Below are 16,633 nucleotides of genomic sequence, written 5' to 3'. Positions count from 1 at the left end.
GCATTGCCCCCACTCTGCTGGCGGCCGCCCCACCGGCCCTGCCGCACACCAGCAGCGACTCCCAGCTGCTGATCGCGGTGCTGCTCAGTATCGGTGCGATCGTCGTACTGATCACCAAGCTGAAGCTGCACCCGTTCCTCGCCCTCACGCTCGGCTCCGGTCTGCTGGCCGCCGTCGCGGGTGCCCCCTTCGACAAGCTGCTGAGCAGCTTCTCCACGGGCTTCGGATCCACCGTCGCCAGCGTCGGCCTGCTGATCGGCCTCGGCGCGATGCTCGGCAAGCTGCTCGCCGACTCCGGCGGCGCCAACATCATCGCGGACACCGTCCTCTCCCGGACCGGCAACAAGGCGCTGCCCTGGGCGATGGCGCTGATCGCGGCCGTGCTCGGCCTGCCGCTGTTCTTCGAGGTCGGGGTCGTCCTGCTGATCCCGATCGTGCTGCTGGTCGCCCGCCGCGGCAACGTACCGCTGATGCGGATCGGCATCCCGGCGCTGGCCGGCCTGTCGGTGCTGCACGGCCTGGTGCCCCCACACCCGGGCCCGCTGGTCGCGGTCGACGCGCTGAAGGCCGACCTCGGCATCACCCTGGCGCTCGGTCTGCTGATCGCCGTCCCGACCCTGATCATCGCGGGCCCGCTGTTCGCGCGGCTGGCCGAGCGCTGGGTCGGCCCGCTGGAGATCCCGGCGGCCACCGCCCCCGAGGAGACGGCCAAGCACGACCGCACCCCGTCCTTCGCCGCGGTGCTGGCCACCATCCTGCTGCCCGTCGTGCTGATGCTCGGCAAGGCCCTGGCCGACGTCGTGATCGACGACCCGAAGGCGCTGGTCCAGCGGGTGTTCGACTTCATAGGCTCCCCGCTGATCGCCCTGCTCGCCGCGACCCTGCTCGGCATGGTGACCCTCGGCAGGGCGGCCGGCTTCGACAAGGCCCGGATCTCCGACACCGTCGGCAAGTCGCTCGGCCCCATCGCCGGCATCGTGTTCATCGTCGGCGCGGGCGGCGGTTTCAAGCAGACCCTGATCGACGTGGGCGTCGGCAACGCGGTCAGCGAGTGGTCCGGCAAGTGGCACATCTCGGCGCTGCTGCTCGGCTGGCTGATCGCCGTGCTGATCCGGCTGGCCACCGGCTCGGCGACGGTCGCCACGATCACCGCCGCCGGCATCGTCTCCCCGCTGGCCGCGAACATGTCCTCGACCCACGCGGCCCTGCTGGTGCTCGCGATCGGCGCCGGCTCGCTGTTCTTCTCGCACGTCAACGACGCCGGCTTCTGGCTGGTGAAGGAGTACTTCGGGATGAGCGTCGGGCAGACGCTGAAGTCCTGGTCGGTGATGGAGACGGTGATCTCGGTGGTCGCCATCGCCCTGATCCTGCCGCTCAGCCTGATCATCTAGCGCGCGAAGCGACGACTGCCGAGGGGCGGCACCCGTGACCGTACGGGTGCCGCCCCTCGGCGTTTCCTCAGTCCGACCCGTCCAGCAGCCCCGACAGCACCGCCGCCGTCGCCGTCAGCAGGTCCTCCGCGACCGCGCCGCCCGCCGCCGTGCGGGCCAGCAGTCCCTCCCGCGCCGCCAGGACCACCGTCGCGGCCTGGTCGGCGCTCGCGCCCGGGGGCACCAGCTCCGGCAGCGCCCGCTCCAGGACCTCGGCCAGCGCCCGCGCGACCGCCCGGTCGTGCGCGGCGACCTGCTCGGCCAGTGCCGCCGTCCGGGCCGCGACCAGCCGGAACTCCAGGAACAGCAGGATCCACCCGGACTCCGTCGGCTCGACCCGCAGCAGCGCCTCGACCAGCCGCTGCGCCCGCTCCCGGGGCGCCAGCGCCTCGCAGGCGGCGGCCAGTTCGGCCAGTTCGGCCATCCGCCGAGCGGCCTGGTCGTCGAAGAGCGCCAGCAGCAGCTCCTCCTTGCCGCCGAAGTTCGAGTAGAAGGCGCCGCGGGTGTAGCCGGCGGCGGCGCAGACGTCCTCGATGCTCGTCCGGGCGAAGCCGACGGAGAGGAACAGCTCGCGCGCGGCGGCGAGCAGCCGGGCCCGGGTGTGGATGCGGCGTCTGGGTGGTCGGGGGGCGGTATCGGCGGGGGGCGGGTTCACGGCAGCACGATACATGGTGTATTCAGTACGAGTCGTATTCAATACGAGTCGTACTGAAACGAGGGCCATCATCGTGAGCGAGCGAAGCGAACGAACCGCCAAGAAGTGCGCGTGGGCGAGTGCCCCCGTCGAGCGCGGCGAGGTGGGCGCATGAGCCGCCTGCTGATCACCAACGCCCACCTGCTCCACCCCGAGGACGGCACCCGCACCGACCTCGGCTGGCTGGAGACCGCCGACGGCCGGATCGCCGCCACCGGCACCGGCCGCCCGCCCGCCGCCGCCGAGGACGTCCGGGTCCTCGACGCGGCCGGCGGCACCGTCCTGCCCGGCCTGATCGACGCCCACGTCCACCTGCTGGTCACCTCGCTCGACCTGCACGACTTCACCAACTGGACCCCCGGCTACGCCACCGTGCGCGCCCTCGCCGAGGCCGAGCGCATGCTGCGCCGCGGCTTCACCACCGTCCGCGACGTCGGCGGCGCCGACCACGGGATGGCCCGGGCCCTCGCGGAGGGCCTGGTCCCCGGCCCGCGGCTGCTGCACGGCGGCAAGGCGCTCTCCCAGACCGGCGGCCACGGCGACCTGCGCCCGCTCGGCGACGACGCCCTGCCCTGCTGCGAGTCCCGCCCGCACTTCGGCCGGATCGCCGACGGCGTGGACGCGGTGCGGACCGCCGCCCGGGACGAGTTCCGCAAGGGCGCCCGCCACCTCAAGGTGCTGCTCTCCGGCGGCGTCGCCTCCCCGCACGACGAGATCGGCGCCGTCCAGTACAGCGAGGAGGAGATCCGCGCGGCCGTCGAGGAGGCCGAGAACCACAACCGGTACGTCACCGTGCACGCCTACCACCCGCGGGCGATCGACCGCGCCCTGCGGGCCGGCGTGCGCTGCGTCGAGCACGGGAACCTGCTGGACGACGGCACGGTCGCCCTGCTGCTGGAGAAGGACGCCTTCCTGGTGCCCACCCTGGTCGCCTACGAGCAGACCGCCCGGGCCGGCGCCGCCTCCGGCCTGCCGCCCGCCTCCCTGGGCAAGCTCGCCGAGGTCCGCGACCGGGGCCTGGAGGCGCTGGAGCGCGCCCACCGCGCGGGCGTCAACCTCGTCTACGGCAGCGACCTGCTCGGCCCGCTGCACCCGGCCCAGCTGGAGGAGTTCACCCTGCGCGCCCAGGTCCAGCCGGTCGCGGACGTGCTGCGCTCGGCGACCACCACGGCGGCCCGGCTGCTCGGCCTGGCGGGGGAGATCGGCACCCTCGCCCCGGGCGCCCACGCCGACCTGCTCGTCCTGGACGGCGACCCGCTCGCCGACCTCGCCGTGCTCACCCGCCCCGACCTCCACCCGAAGCGGGTGGTCAAGGCCGGCGTCCCGGTCTGACGGCGAAACGGCGGGCGGGCGCCCGGGGAAACCCCGGACGCCCGCCCGCCGTGAATGCCTCGACCTGCTTGGCGAGGCTGTGCCTACTTGTTTCCGCGCTTGGCGAGGCTGTGCCTACTTGTTTCCGCGCTTCGCGAGGCTGTGCCTACTTGTTTCCGCGCTTCGCGAGGAAGGCCTCGACCTCGGCCTTGATCTCCGGCGTGTCCAGCCCGCGCACCGTCATCGTGGTGCGGCGGCGCAGCACGTCGTCCGAGGTGTACGCCCACTCGTTGTCCGCCGCGTACGCGACCTGCGCCCAGACGTCCGGACCGTCCTCGTGGATCGGCCGGCCGAGCTCCGGGTTCTCGTCGATCATGCGGGCGATGTCGAAGGACAGCGTGCCGTAGTGGCTGGCCAGGTGCTTGGCCACCAGCGGCTCCATCCGCGAGCCCGGCTCACGGTCGATCAGCAGGCGGTGCGCCACCGCGTTCGGCGCGCCGACGCCCGGCAGCGGGACGGTCGGGGCGATCGGGGACATGTCCTCGCCGAGGCTGGTGCCGGGCACGTGGGCCAGCTTCTCCAGGACGGCGCGGCCGATGTGCCGGTAGGTGGTCCACTTGCCGCCGGAGACCGACAGCATGCCGCCGCGGCCCTCGGTGACGACGGTCTCGCGCTTGGCGGCGGCGGTGTCGCCCGGGCCGCCCGGCAGCACCCGCAGGCCGGCGAAGGAGTAGGTGATCAGGTCGCGGTCGAGGTGCTCGTCGCGGATCGCGTGCGCGGCCTCGCCCATGATCTGGTCGATGTCCGCCTCGGTGGCCCGGACGTCCTTCGGGTCGCCGGTGTACTCCTCGTCGGTGGTGCCGAGGAGGACGTGGTCCTCCCACGGGATGGCGAAGGAGACGCGGTACTTGTCGATCGGGATGGTCAGCGCGGCGCGCCACGGCGAGCGGCGCTTGACGACCACGTGGGCGCCCTTGGAGAGACGGATCGACGGCGCGGCGCCGGCGTCCTCCATCGTGCGCAGGTGGTCCACCCACGGGCCGGTGGCGTTCAGCACCAGGCGGGCGTCGATGCCGAACTCGCTGCCGTCCAGGCGGTCGCGCAGGTCGGCGCCGGTGACCCGGCCGCCGGTGAAGCGCAGGCCGGTGACCTCGGCGTGGTTGAGCACCACGGCGCCGGCGTCGACGGCGGCGCGCACGGTCATCACGGCGACGCGCGAGTCGTTCATCTGGTGGTCGCCGTAGACGGCCACCGAGCGCAGGCCCTCGGTGCGCAGCGCGGGCACCTGCTGGGCGGCGTGGGCGGCGGTGGAGACCCGGCCCATGCCGTCGCGGAAGGCGGACAGCGCGGAGTACAGGAAGACGCCGGCGCCGAGCTTGGCTGCGCCGTGCGGGCCGCCCTTGTAGACCGGCACGAAGAAGGTCAGCGGGTTGACCAGGTGCGGGGCCACGTCGGTGGAGAGCGCGCGGCGCTCCTTGTGGTTCTCCGCGACCAGCTTGACCGCGCCGGTCTGCAGGTAGCGCAGACCGCCGTGGACGAGCTTGGAGGAGGCACTGGAGGTGGCGCCGGCGAAGTCGCCGGCGTCGACCATGGCGACCTTGAGGCCGGCCTGGGACGCGGTCCAGGCGACGGCCGTGCCGAGGATGCCGCCCCCGATCACCAGCAGGTCGTAGGTGGCCTTGCCGAGCAGCTCGCGGGTCTCGGCGCGGGAGGCGGTGTGGCCGGCGGTGCGCTCGGCGCCCAGGGTCGGAATGGTTGCCATGGTGGTTGTGTACGGCGCGCGCGGGTCGGGCGGCGCCGTTACTCCTCTCGTGTACGGTGCGGCCTCTGCGGGAGAGGCCGGTCGGCCCGGTGCGGCGGGCCGGTTGAACCCGGTGACACCCGCTGCCGGAACAGCGGGCGGCCGGTCGGGGCGCGGGGCCCCGACCGGCTTGTCGGTCAGTTGTTCTCTTCCTCCTCCACCCAGCCCATGGTGCGCTCCACGGCCTTGAGCCACTTCTTGTACTCACGCTCCCGGGTGGCCTCGTCCATGCGCGGGGTCCACTCGGCGGCGCGGTGCCAGTTGGCCCGCAGGGTGTCGAGGTCGTTCCAGAAGCCGACGGCGAGTCCGGCCGCGTAGGCGGCGCCGAGGGCGGTGGTCTCGGCCACGTACGGGCGCTCGACCGGGGCGTCCAGGACGTCGGCGATGTTCTGCATGAGCAGGTTGTTGCTGGTCATGCCGCCGTCGACCTTGAGGGCGGTGAGCTCGACCCCGGAGTCCTTCTGCATGGCGTCGACGACCTCGCGGGTTTGCCAGGCGGTGGCCTCCAGGACGGCCCGGGCCAGGTGGCCCTTGGTGACGTACCGGGTCAGACCGGCGATCACACCGCGGGCGTCGGAGCGCCAGTACGGGGCGAACAGGCCGGAGAAGGCCGGGACGAAGTAGGCGCCGCCGTTGTCCTCGACGGTGTTGGCGAGGGTCTCGATCTCGGCGGCGGTGGAGATGATGCCGAGCTGGTCGCGCAGCCACTGGACGAGCGAGCCGGTGACGGCGATCGAGCCTTCCAGGGCGTACACCGGGGCCTGGTCGCCGATCCGGTAGCCGACGGTGGTCAGCAGGCCGTGGTACGAGTTGACGATCTTCTCGCCGGTGTTCAGCAGCAGGAAGGTGCCGGTGCCGTAGGTGGACTTGGCCTCGCCCTCGTCGAAGCAGGTCTGGCCGAACAGCGCGGCCTGCTGGTCGCCGAGCGCGGAGGCGACCGGGACGCCGGCCAGGTCGCCGACGGCCTCGCCGTAGACCTCGGCGGAGGAGCGGATCTCCGGCAGGACGGCCATCGGCACGCCCATCGAGTCGGCGATCTTCTCGTCCCACGCCAGCGTGTTCAGGTTCATCAGCATGGTGCGGCTGGCGTTGGTGACGTCGGTGACGTGCTTGCCGCCGTTGACACCGCCGGTGAGGTTCCAGATGACCCAGGTGTCCATGGTGCCGAACAGGATGTCGCCGGCCTCGGCGCGCTCGCGCAGGCCCTCGACGTTGTCCAGCAGCCAGCGGATCTTCGGGCCGGCGAAGTAGCTGGCCAGCGGGAGGCCGGTCTCGCGGCGGAAGCGGTCCTGGCCGACGTTGCGGCCGAGCTCGCGGCAGAGCGCCTCGGTGCGGGTGTCCTGCCACACCAGCGCGTTGTGCACCGGCTCACCGGTGTTCTTGTCCCACAGGACGGTGGTCTCGCGCTGGTTGGTGATGCCGATCGCGCGGATGTCGTCCTTGGTCAGGCCGGCCTTCTCCAGCGCGCCGCGGACGACGGACTGCACCCGGGTCCAGATCTCGGCGGCGTCGTGCTCGACGTAGCCGGGCTGGGGGAAGATCTGCCGGTGCTCCTGCTGGTCGACGGAGACGATCCGGCCGTCGGCGCCGAAGATGATGCAGCGGCTGGAGGTGGTGCCCTGGTCGATCGCGGCGATGTAGTTACCGGTGGAGGTCATGGGGAGGGTCCTCGGCTCGGGTTCGGGGGATACGGGGTGGGTGGGCCTGACGCGCGTTGTCCGGTCAGTCCCCGTGTACGGCGGGGGCGAACCCGTCCTTTAGAACATGGCGTTGTAGACGCCACCGGCCGCGAGGCCGCCCAGGATCGGGCCGACGACCGGGATCCAGGCGTACGACCAGTCGGAGCCGCCCTTCTTCGGGATCGGCAGCAGGGCGTGCGCGATGCGCGGGCCGAGGTCACGGGCCGGGTTGATCGCGTAGCCGGTCGGGCCGCCCAGCGAGAGGCCGATGCCGACGACGGTGAAGGCGACCATCAGGGTGCCGGTGCCGGACTGGGAGAGGCCGGAGTTGGTGCCGATGGTGAGGATCGCGAAGCAGAGCACGAAGGTGCCGATGACCTCGGTGAGCACGTTCTGGATCGGGTTCCGGATCTCGGGGCCGGTCGAGAAGATGCCGAGGGTGGGCTCCTCGTTCGCGTTGAACTGGCCCAGGTAGGTGACCCAGACCAGTACGGCGCCGATGATCGCGCCGAGCAGCTGGGAGCCGAGGTAGAGCGGCACCTGGCTCCACTCGCCGCTCTTCACCGCGAGCGCGATGGTGACGGCGGGGTTCAGGTGGGCGCCGGACTTCGGAGCCGACATGTAGGCGGCGATGAGGACCGCGAATCCCCAGCCGAAGGTGATCGCCAGCCAGCCGGCGTTGACGGCCTTCGACTTCTTGAGGGTCACGGCGGCGCAGACGCCACCGCCGAGGAGTATCAGGGCGGCGGTGCCGAGGGTTTCGCCGACGAAGACGTCGCCGTTGGAGAACGCGGACACAAAGACTCCCTTGTCCATATGGCCCGGAGGGTAGGTGGGGGCAGGCGGCCGGTCGATCGCTGTGCGGATGAGCGCACTGTGGGAGCGATCTCTCCGGCCATCGTTCGACAATGTCGACCGTCATGCGGAAGCTTCCTCCCCAGGTCGCCCCCACGTCAAGGCAGGGTTACGCAGCTGTGACCCTCGCCTCGGCAGGTCCGTCGACGTTACCGAGCGGAGCGCCCCGAAACGGGACAAAACGCCAGAGGCGCGGACAGGGCTCCCGCCCGTCCGCGCCTCAGCGTGACGAATCGACGGCCCTCGGCGGGCCGTCCGTGGATGTGCTCAGAACCGCCCGGCGCCCAGGTCGCGGGAGATCGCCCGCGCCGCGCTGCGCACCGAGGCCACCAGCGAGGGCTTCACGAAGCCGTCCTCGCAGACCCGCTCGACCGCCCCGCTGATGCACACCGCGCCCACCGGGTTGCGCCGCCGGTCCTGGATCAGCGCGCCGATCGAGGCCACGCCCTCCCAGGTCTCCTCGATCGAGTCCGCCCAGCCGCGCTCCCGGATCAGCGCGCACTCGGCGTCCACGTCGGCCGCCCCGGTCAGCGTCCGCACGGTGTACGACTCGTACGGCCCGTCGCCCAGCTCCCCGCGCGCCACCGGGTCGTAGGCCACCAGCACCTTGCCCAGCGCGGTGCTGTGCAGCGGCTGCATCGAGCCCACCTCCAGCACTTGCCGGGTGTCGTCCGGCCGGAACACGTGGTGCACGATCAGCACGCCCTGCTGGTGCAGCACCCCCAGGTAGACCGTCTCCCCGGACGCCCGGGCCAGGTCGTCCGCCCACACCAGCGCCCGTGCCCGCAGCTCGTGCACGTCCAGGTAGCTCTGCCCCAGCCGCAGCAGCTCGGCGCCCAGCTGGTACTTGCCGGTCTCCGGGTCCTGCTCGACGAACCCCTCCTGCTGCAGCGTGCGGAGGATGCCGTGCGCGGTCCCCTTGGCCAGGTCCAGCGCCGTCGACACCTCGGACAGGCCCAGCCGGCGTTCACCGCCGGCCAGCAGGCGCATGATCGCGGCGGCCCGGGAAAGCGACTGGATCGGGCCGGGCATGGGTACCTCCGCGCTGAAAGGCGGTCGACAATGTCGACCACAGTGATGACGGGACGAGTCTGCCAGGCCGCCCGGACTCCGTGCACCTTCCCCCCGGGTAACCCGCCCGGGCCCTCCCGCCCGCGGCGCGGTCCGCCGGGTGCGCGGACGGCCCGGCGCCGGGCCCTCACCGCTCCCGCGCCGTCACCCCACCGCCCCCGCCCGCTGCGCCCGCAGCACCGTCACCTCCGCCGCCAGTGCCGCGATCCCGTCCGTCCCGACCCGGCAGCAGCCGCCCACCAGCCGCGCGCCGTCCGCGAGCCAGCCGCCCACCCGGGCCGAGCGGAAGGTCGGCTCGCCGCACCAGCCCCGGCGGGCGGCGTCCCAGCTCTCCCCGCTGTTCGGGTAGACCACCACCGGCTTCCCGGTCACCTCGGCGGCCACCGCCACCGCCCGGTCCGCGTCCTGCGGCGTGCAGCAGTTGACGCCCACCGCGACCACCTCGTCCACCTCCGCGGCCAGCGCGAAGGCCTCCGCCAGCGGTTGCCCGGCCCTGGTCCGGTCGCCCTCGACGCTGTACGACAGCCAGGCCGGCACCCCCAGTCCGCGCACCAGCCCCAGCAGCGCCCGCGCCTCGTCCGCGTCCGGCACCGTCTCCAGCGCCAGCACGTCGGGCCGGGTCGCCGCCAGCACCTCCAGCCGCGGCCGGTGGAAGTCCGCCAGCTCCGCGACGCTCAGCCCGTACCGGCCCCGGTACTCCGAACCGTCCGCCAGCACCGCCCCGTACGGACCCACCGAGGCCGCCACCCAGCGCCGCCGCCCGCCCGGCTCCGGCCGCGCCGCCTCCCGGGCCAGCTCCACGCTCCGCGCCAGCAGCCGCGCGGCCTGCGCCCGGTCGACCCCGCGGCGCGCGAAGCCCTCGAAGCTCGCCTGGTAGCTCGCGGTTATCGCGACGTCCGCGCCCGCCGCGAAGTACGCCCGGTGCGCCGCCACCACCGCCTGCGGGTCGTCCGCCAGCAGCCGCGCCGACCAGAGCTCGTCCGAGAGGTCGTGCCCGGCCGCCGCCAACTGGTTCGACATCCCGCCGTCGAGCACCAGCGGACCGGCGGCCAGCGCGGCGGCGAAGTCCGGCGGGGGAGCAGTGGGCATCTCGGTCTCCTCTGGAAGAGTTCCTGGTCACAGCCTAGGGGTGGGCGCCCCCGGGCCGGGCAGGAAAACCATTTGCCGCCGGGGAACGCACTCGCTACGTTGTGCTCAGCCCGAGAAGAACAGCACCGGCAGAACAGGCCCGGTGGCACCGGCGACCACGGAGAGGAGCCCGGCGATGGCAGCGGACGACCACCCGCCCCCCACCGGGCCCGGAGCCGAGCAGCAGTGGCTCGCCGCGTACGACCCGCGCGCCTACGCCCCGATCGCCGTCACCGTGGACGTGGTCGCCCTGACGTTGCGCCACGGCGGCCTGCACGTCCTGCTCGTCGAGCGCGGCGCCCCGCCCCACCAGGGCTGCTGGGCGCTGCCCGGTGGTTTCCTGCGGGCCGGCGAGGAGGATCTGGACGAGGCCGCCGCCCGCGAGCTCGCCGAGGAAACGGGCCTGCTGAGCGCCTCCGCGGCCGGGGCGATGCCCTGCCGCCTCCACCTGGAACAACTCGGCACCTACGGCGCCCCCGAGCGGGATCCGCGGATGCACGTCGTCTCCGTCGCCTACCTCGCCTTCGCCCCGGACCTGCCCGACCCCCGGGCCGGGACGGACGCCGCGGCCGCCGCCTGGCACCCCGTCTCCGACCTGGACCTCCGGCCCTGCGGCCGGTCCCGAGCCGCCGGTGCGCCCGTCGACACCCACGGGGGTGGTGTCGACGGGCGCCCCGGCCCCGGCCCGGTCACGCTGGCCTTCGACCACGCCCGCATCCTCTCCGACGGCCTCGACCGGGTGCGCGCCAAGCTGGAGTACAGCCCGTTGGCCACCGCCTTCCTGCCGTACGACTTCACCATCCCCGACCTCCGCGCCGTCTACGAGGCGGTCTGGGACGAGAAGCTCCACCCCGGCAACTTCCACCGCAAGGTGCTGTCCGTGCCCGGCTTCGTCGAGAGCACCGGCGCCACCACCGAGCGCGGCGGCGCCCGCGGCGGCCCCCGCGCCCGCACCTACCACGCCGGCGACGCCCGCCTGCTGCACCCCGCGCTGCTCCGCCCCACCCGCGACGACCCGGCCGGCGCCGCCGGCGCCCCCTGAGGTCCGGCGGCCCACGGCAACGCCGTCGACCGACCGGGCTACCATCCGGCCATGACCACTGACGAAGCGACGACCGCCGCCGAAGCCCACCGGCCGTTCTCGCACTGCCACTTCTGCGGCACGCCCTACCCGCCCGGCACCCGCCTCTGGCCCCGCACCTGCCCCGGCTGCGCCGAGATCAGCTACCGCAACCCGCTGCCCGTCGCGGTCACCGTCCTCCCCGTCACCCGCCCCGACGCCGACCCGGCCCTGGTCGTCATCCGCCGCACCATCGAGCCCGGCTACGGCGAACTCGCCTTCCCCGGCGGCTACATGGACTACGGCGAGAGCTGGCAGCAGGCCTGCGTGCGCGAACTGCACGAGGAGACCGGCATCACCGCCGACCCGGCCGACGTCACCCTGATCCACACCGCCTCCGACCCCGCCGGCCGCTTCGTCGTGCTCTGCGGTCTGCTCCCGGCCCGCCCGCTCGCCGAGCTCCCGCCCTCGCGCCCCACCGACGAGACCGACGGCTGGCTGCTCGCCACCGCCGACACCGCGCTCGTCTGGGACTTCCACAAGGGTGTCCTGCGCCGCTGGTTCAGCGGCGAGTTCACCCCCCGCTGACCCCGGGCCCGCCCTGCGGCGCGGGCCCCCGGCCCCCACCGGCCGACCCTGGCGCGGCGGCCGATCACATGGCATGGTCTGCACCGACAGCCCAACCGGACGGGTCTGCCACGAGCCCTCCCGTCCCCACCACCGGCCGGGAGACCACCACCGTGAGCACCCCACCGCAGGACCAGCCGCTCTGGCGCCCCAACCCCGCTCGCGCCGCCGCCACCCCCCTGGTGGCCTTCCAGGCCTGGGCGGCCGAGCACCACGGCGCCCCGGCCGCCCCGCTCGCCCCGGCCGACGACGACCAGCAGGCCGCCCAGCGCTACGCCGACCTGCACGCCTGGTCCACCGAGGACCTCGACCGGTTCTGGACCGCGATCACCCAGTGGTTCGACGTCCGCTTCACCCAGGCCCCCGACGCCGTCCTCGCCGACCCCCGGATGCCCGACGCCTTCCTCGCCGACGAGACCCGCACCGGCTCCCAGTGGTTCCCCGGCGCCCGCCTGAACTACGCCGAGCACGTCCTGCGCCACTCCGAGGACCCGGCCAACGCCGACCGGCCCGCCATCCTCCACGTCGACGAGACGAGCGGCGACCCGGTCCCGACCACCTGGGCCGAACTGCGCCGCCAGGTCCTCTCCCTCGCCGCGGCCCTGCGCGCCCAGGGGATCGGCCCCCACGACCGGGTCGCCGCCTACCTGCCCAACATCCCGCAGGCCGTCGTCGCGCTCCTCGCCACCAACGCCGTCGGCGCCGTCTGGACCTCCTGCGCCCCCGACTTCGGCGCCCGCAGCGTGCTCGACCGCTTCCAGCAGCTCGAACCGGACGTCCTGATCGCCGTCGACGGCTACCACTACGGAGGCAAGGCCCACGACCGCACCGACGTCGTCGCCGAGCTGCGCCGCGAACTGCCCTCACTGCGCACCGTCGTCCACGTCCCGCTGCTCGGCGGCCCGGCCCCCGAAGGCGCCCTCGACTGGGCCGACCTGGTCTCCGACCGGGCCCCGGGAGCCGACGGCGAAGCGGAGTTCGCCCAGCTCCCGTTCGACCACCCGCTCTGGGTGCTCTACTCCTCCGGCACCACCGGCCTGCCCAAGCCGATCGTCCAGAGCCAGGGCGGCATCCTGGTCGAGCACCTCAAGCAGGTCGGCCTCCACCTCGGCCTCGGCCCGCAGGACCGCTTCTTCTGGTTCACCTCGACCGGCTGGATGATGTGGAACTTCCTGGTCGCCGGCCTCCTGGTCGGATCCACGATCGTCACCTACGACGGCAGCCCCGGCCACCCCGACGCCGGCGCCCTGTGGTCGGTCGCCGCCCGCACCGGCACCACCGTCTTCGGCACCTCCGCCGCCTACATCGGCGCCAGCCGCAAGGCCGAACTCCACCCCGGCCGCGAGCTCGACCTCTCCGCCGTCCGCTGCATCGGCACCACCGGCTCCCCGCTCCCGCCCGACGGCTTCCGCTGGATCTACGACGAGGTCAGTGAGGACGTCTGGCTCGCCTCGGTCAGCGGCGGCACCGACGTCTGCTCCTGCTTCGTCGGCGGCGTCCCGACCCTGCCGGTCCACCTCGGCGAGATCCAGGCCCCCTGCCTCGGCGCCGCCGTCGAGTCCTGGGACGTCCAGGGCCACCCGCACATCGACACCGTCGGCGAACTCGTCGTCACCAAGCCCCTCCCGTCCATGCCCACCGGCTTCTGGAACGACGACAAGGGCACCCGCTTCCACGACAGCTACTTCGACATGTACCCGGGCATCTGGCGCCACGGCGACTGGATCACCGTCACCTCCCGGGGCACCGTCGTCATCCACGGCCGCTCCGACTCCACCCTCAACCGCCAGGGCGTCCGGATGGGCTCCTCGGACATCTACGAGGTCGTCGAGCGCCTCCCCGAGATCGCCGAGTCCCTGGTCATCGGCCTGGAGGAGCCCGACGGCGGCTACTGGATGCCGCTGTTCGTCGTCCTCGTCCCCGGCGCGGAACTGAACGACGACCTGGTCGGCCGCATCCGCACCGCGCTGCGCACCGAACTCTCCCCGCGCCACGTGCCCGACGAGGTCATCGCCGTCGACGGCCTCCCGCACACCCTCACCGGCAAGCGGATCGAGGTCCCGGTCAAGCGCATCCTCTCCGGCACCCCGCTGGAGCAGGCCGTCAACCCCGGCTCCGTCGACCGCATCGAGCACCTGCGCTTCTTCGAGCAGCTCCGCCTCGACCGCCGGGCCTGACCGGCCCCGGGACGGGCGAGAGGGGCGCCCCCACCATCCCGGGTGGGGGCGCCCCTCTCGCTGTTCCCGCTTCCGCCGTTCCCGGCTACTCGCCGGAGAGCACCTGCTGCGCCGCGGCCCGCGCCTCCTCGGCGCTGTCCGCGGCCCGGGCCGCCTCGGCCGCCCGGCGGCACTGCGCCAGCGTGTACTTGGCGAGCGTGGTCCGCACGTAGGGGATCGAGGCCGCGCCCATCGACAGGCTGGTGACGCCCAGACCGGTCAGCACCACGGCCAGCAGCGGGTCGGAGGCGGCCTCGCCGCAGACGCCGCAGCTCTTGCCGGCCGCCCGCGCGGCGTCGGCCGCCGCGGCGACCAGGTCCAGCAGGGCCGGCTGCCACGGGTCCTGGAGCCGGGCCAGCGCACCGACCTGGCGGTCGGCCGCGAAGGTGTACTGCGCGAGGTCGTTGGTCCCCAGCGACAGGAACTCGACCTCCTGGAGGATCGCCCTGGCGCGCAGCGCGGCCGACGGGATCTCCACCATCGCGCCGAACTTGGCGTCCAGCCCGGCCTCACGGCAGGCGGTCGCGAAGTCCTTGGCGTCCTTGCGGTCGGCCACCATCGGGGCCATCACCTCAAGGTGCACCGGCAGGCCCTCGGCCGCCTTGGCCAGCGACTCCAGCTGGGTCCGCAGCACCTCGGGGTGTTCGAGCAGGGTGCGCAGACCGCGCACGCCCAGAGCCGGGTTGGGCTCGTCGACCGGGGTCAGGAAGTCCAGCGGCTTGTCGGCGCCGGCGTCCAGGACCCGGACCACGACCCGGCCCTCGGGGAAGGCCTCCAGTACCTTGCGGTACGCCTCGACCTGCTTCTCCGCGCCGGGAGCCTTCGCCGAGTCGTCCAGGAACAGGAACTCGGTGCGGAACAGGCCGACGCCCTCGGCGCCGTTCTCCAGCGCGGCCGGCACGTCGGCCGGTCCGCCCACGTTGGCCAGCAGCGGCACCCGGTGCCCGTCCGAGGTCTGCCCCGGGCCGGACGAGGCGGCCAGCGCGGCCCTGCGCTCGGCGGCGGCCGCCCGCAGCTCGTCCTGCTTCTCCTGGGACGGCTCCAGCAGCACGTCGCCGGAGCTGCCGTCCACCGCGACGACGGTGCCCTCGGCGACCTCGATCGCACCCGGCAGCGCCACGACGGCCGGCACGCCCATCGCCCGGGCCAGGATGGCGCTGTGGCTGGTCGGCCCGCCCTCCTCGGTCACGAAGCCGAGCACCAGCGTCGGGTCCAGCAGCGCGGTGTCGGCCGGCGCCAGGTCCCGCGCGAACAGTACGTACGGCTCGTCGCTGTCCGGCACGCCCGGCATCGGCACGCCGAGCAGCCGGGCCACGATCCGGTTGCGCACGTCGTCCAGGTCGGCGACCCGCCCGGCCAGGTACTCCCCGGCGGAGGCGAGCAGCGCCCGGTAGGCCGCGAACGCGTCGTAGATGCCGCGCTCGGCACTGCTGCCGACGGCGATCCGGCGGGACACGTCGGCCATCAGCTCCGGGTCCTGCGCCATCAGCGCCTGGGCCTCCAGCACGGCCTGGGCCTCGCCGCCCGCGAGGTTGCCGCGCGCGATGAGGTCGGCGGCGACCGCCTCGACGGCGGCCTGGGCGCGAGCCTGCTCACGGGGGGCGTCCTCGGTCGGGATCTGGGTGGCCGGGGGCTCCAGCACCGCCGTCCCCATGTGCCGCACCTGGCCGATCGCGACCCCGTGGCTCACGCCCACGCCGCGCAGCGTCTTCTCCATGTCACCTGTCTCCGCTGAGATGAGCGGCCCCGCCGGGAACCGCTGTGTGTGGGGGCCGCCCCGTCATCTCGTCCGGGGCGGGTCGGAAGGAAGAGGTCAGCTCCAGTTGAACAGCTGCTCGCCGGCCTTGGCCTCGCCGTCCTCCCGCAGATCGCCCAGCGAGTCCACGGTGGCCTCCAGCGCCACGATCGGCGAGATCGGCGACTTGCCCGCGGCCTCGACGGCGGCCGGGTCCCACTTGATGACGGCCTGACCCCGGGTCACCGTGTCGCCCTTGTTGACGAGCAGCTCGAAGCCCTCGCCGTTCAGCTGAACGGTGTCGATCCCGAGGTGGGTCAGCACACCGTGGCCCTCGGCGTCCACGACGACGAACGCGTGCGGGTGCATGGAGACGACGACACCGTCCACCGGAGCGACCGCCGTGGTCTGCTCGCGAACGGGGTCGATCGCGGTGCCCGGGCCGACCATCGCACCCGAGAACACCGGGTCGGGCACGCCCGCGAGCCCCACGATCTTGCCGGTCAGCGGCGACGTCACAGTGGTCATGGTTGTGCCTCCCAAGTGCGCAGTACAGCGTGCGGCCGCGAGGAGCGGCACGACGATCAACTGAAGCCTAAATCATGTCAACTTTGGACATCTGCTGACATTCCCGGGCGAAGACCCCGCCCCTGCCGGCCCAGCCGGCCGGCGACTCACCGGCCCGCGAGTGGTCTAGTCCTCTTGGCTCCGATGCGCCGCACTCTACAGGCATCTTGGCGAATCGGGACCATTGCTGTATATGCTCGCGAGAGCAACAAATCATGCCGCCGTCCGGGGGACTCCCGGTGCGCCCCGATTCGCGCTCCGGCTGCCGACCCGCTATGGTTGGTCGAGTCGCCACAACTTGGCGGTTAACACCAGATTTCAGATGCGAAAAGCCCCGGTAAACGGAGCAGAAAGCATCTGGTAGGCTGGAAACACGAAAGAACGAAGCCCGGAGGGTCCGCTGGAAGGCGGTCCGAAGGAAGCGTCCGTTCCTTGAGAACTCAACAGCGTGCCAAAAGT

13 protein-coding genes are annotated in these 16,633 nt (G+C 73.2%); 5 read left to right on the top strand and 8 right to left on the bottom strand.

What is annotated here, in order from left to right:
- Positions 1 to 2 precede the first annotated feature (2 nt).
- The gene (locus ACZ6EM_RS31255; protein ID WP_380552211.1) at positions 3 to 1,391 is read left to right on the top strand and encodes a GntT/GntP/DsdX family permease; all 1,389 of its coding nucleotides are present in this window, start codon (positions 3 to 5) and stop codon (positions 1,389 to 1,391) included.
- A gap of 67 nt (positions 1,392 to 1,458) precedes the next feature.
- Here the strand turns inward: ACZ6EM_RS31255 and ACZ6EM_RS31250 are convergent, their stop codons facing one another.
- Positions 1,459 to 2,085 carry a TetR/AcrR family transcriptional regulator gene (locus ACZ6EM_RS31250; protein WP_401043996.1) on the bottom strand — a complete coding sequence of 209 codons (627 nt, stop codon included), beginning with the start codon at positions 2,083 to 2,085 and terminating at the stop codon, positions 1,459 to 1,461.
- A 150-nt stretch (positions 2,086 to 2,235) separates the two neighbouring features.
- On the opposite strand from ACZ6EM_RS31250, the gene ACZ6EM_RS31245 reads away from it, so the two are divergent.
- The gene (locus tag ACZ6EM_RS31245; RefSeq protein ID WP_452181082.1) at positions 2,236 to 3,456 is read left to right on the top strand and encodes a metal-dependent hydrolase family protein; all 1,221 of its coding nucleotides are present in this window, start codon (positions 2,236 to 2,238) and stop codon (positions 3,454 to 3,456) included.
- Positions 3,457 to 3,601: 145 nt separating this feature from the next.
- On the opposite strand, the gene ACZ6EM_RS31240 is transcribed toward ACZ6EM_RS31245, so the two are convergent.
- The 5 genes from ACZ6EM_RS31240 to mmuM form a co-directional block, all read right to left on the bottom strand.
- Positions 3,602 to 5,197 (bottom strand): glycerol-3-phosphate dehydrogenase/oxidase, encoded by a 1,596-nt coding sequence (locus ACZ6EM_RS31240; RefSeq protein ID WP_401043990.1) that lies wholly within the window; start codon positions 5,195 to 5,197, stop codon positions 3,602 to 3,604.
- 176 nt (positions 5,198 to 5,373) lie between these two features.
- Complete coding sequence (gene glpK / locus ACZ6EM_RS31235) at positions 5,374 to 6,894, bottom strand: glycerol kinase GlpK (RefSeq protein ID WP_359911136.1); 1,521 nt, start codon at positions 6,892 to 6,894, stop codon at positions 5,374 to 5,376.
- Between the two features lie 99 nt (positions 6,895 to 6,993).
- Positions 6,994 to 7,713, bottom strand: a complete 720-nt coding sequence (locus tag ACZ6EM_RS31230; RefSeq protein ID WP_401056094.1) for an MIP/aquaporin family protein — start codon at positions 7,711 to 7,713, stop codon at positions 6,994 to 6,996.
- Positions 7,714 to 8,037: 324 nt separating this feature from the next.
- On the bottom strand, positions 8,038 to 8,802 hold the full coding sequence (locus ACZ6EM_RS31225) for an IclR family transcriptional regulator (protein WP_359911141.1): 765 nt from the start codon (positions 8,800 to 8,802) through the stop codon (positions 8,038 to 8,040).
- 183 nt (positions 8,803 to 8,985) lie between these two features.
- Positions 8,986 to 9,930: a homocysteine S-methyltransferase gene (gene mmuM / locus ACZ6EM_RS31220; protein ID WP_359911143.1), complete on the bottom strand. Its 945-nt coding sequence runs from the start codon at positions 9,928 to 9,930 to the stop codon at positions 8,986 to 8,988.
- A gap of 175 nt (positions 9,931 to 10,105) precedes the next feature.
- On the opposite strand from mmuM, the gene ACZ6EM_RS31215 reads away from it, so the two are divergent.
- From ACZ6EM_RS31215 to ACZ6EM_RS31205, 3 genes are all read left to right on the top strand, one after another.
- Entirely contained in the window at positions 10,106 to 11,011 is a 906-nt protein-coding gene (locus ACZ6EM_RS31215; protein ID WP_465773798.1) for an NUDIX hydrolase, read from the top strand.
- A gap of 51 nt (positions 11,012 to 11,062) precedes the next feature.
- Positions 11,063 to 11,617, top strand: coding sequence for an NUDIX domain-containing protein (locus tag ACZ6EM_RS31210; protein WP_465773797.1), 555 nt, complete (start codon positions 11,063 to 11,065; stop codon positions 11,615 to 11,617).
- A gap of 68 nt (positions 11,618 to 11,685) precedes the next feature.
- Positions 11,686 to 13,833 carry an acetoacetate--CoA ligase gene (locus ACZ6EM_RS31205; RefSeq protein ID WP_465773796.1) on the top strand — a complete coding sequence of 716 codons (2,148 nt, stop codon included), beginning with the start codon at positions 11,686 to 11,688 and terminating at the stop codon, positions 13,831 to 13,833.
- 85 nt (positions 13,834 to 13,918) lie between these two features.
- Here ACZ6EM_RS31205 and ptsP read toward each other — a convergent pair whose 3' ends face one another.
- Entirely contained in the window at positions 13,919 to 15,589 is a 1,671-nt protein-coding gene (ptsP, locus tag ACZ6EM_RS31200) for a phosphoenolpyruvate--protein phosphotransferase (protein ID WP_465773795.1), read from the bottom strand.
- A gap of 96 nt (positions 15,590 to 15,685) precedes the next feature.
- The gene (locus tag ACZ6EM_RS31195) at positions 15,686 to 16,135 is read right to left on the bottom strand and encodes a PTS sugar transporter subunit IIA (protein WP_380554578.1); all 450 of its coding nucleotides are present in this window, start codon (positions 16,133 to 16,135) and stop codon (positions 15,686 to 15,688) included.
- Positions 16,136 to 16,633 lie beyond the last annotated feature (498 nt).

Source organism: Kitasatospora sp. NPDC041917 (assembly GCF_055589745.1).
This window is presented reverse-complemented; position numbering and strand designations above follow the sequence as displayed.

Bases quoted from the DNA above. Each gene is read 5' to 3' on its own strand.
- mmuM (WP_359911143.1), bottom strand. From the start codon at position 9,930: ATGCCCACTGCTCCCCCGCCGGACTTCGCCGCCGCGCTGGCCGCCGGT.
- ACZ6EM_RS31205 (WP_465773796.1), top strand. From the start codon at position 11,686: ATGGCATGGTCTGCACCGACAGCCCAACCGGACGGGTCTGCCACGAGC.
- ACZ6EM_RS31225 (WP_359911141.1), bottom strand. From the start codon at position 8,802: ATGCCCGGCCCGATCCAGTCGCTTTCCCGGGCCGCCGCGATCATGCGC.
- ACZ6EM_RS31215 (WP_465773798.1), top strand. From the start codon at position 10,106: ATGGCAGCGGACGACCACCCGCCCCCCACCGGGCCCGGAGCCGAGCAG.
- ACZ6EM_RS31240 (WP_401043990.1), bottom strand. From the start codon at position 5,197: ATGGCAACCATTCCGACCCTGGGCGCCGAGCGCACCGCCGGCCACACC.
- ACZ6EM_RS31245 (WP_452181082.1), top strand. From the start codon at position 2,236: ATGAGCCGCCTGCTGATCACCAACGCCCACCTGCTCCACCCCGAGGAC.
- glpK (WP_359911136.1), bottom strand. From the start codon at position 6,894: ATGACCTCCACCGGTAACTACATCGCCGCGATCGACCAGGGCACCACC.
- ACZ6EM_RS31210 (WP_465773797.1), top strand. From the start codon at position 11,063: ATGACCACTGACGAAGCGACGACCGCCGCCGAAGCCCACCGGCCGTTC.
- ptsP (WP_465773795.1), bottom strand. From the start codon at position 15,589: ATGGAGAAGACGCTGCGCGGCGTGGGCGTGAGCCACGGGGTCGCGATC.
- ACZ6EM_RS31195 (WP_380554578.1), bottom strand. From the start codon at position 16,135: ATGACCACTGTGACGTCGCCGCTGACCGGCAAGATCGTGGGGCTCGCG.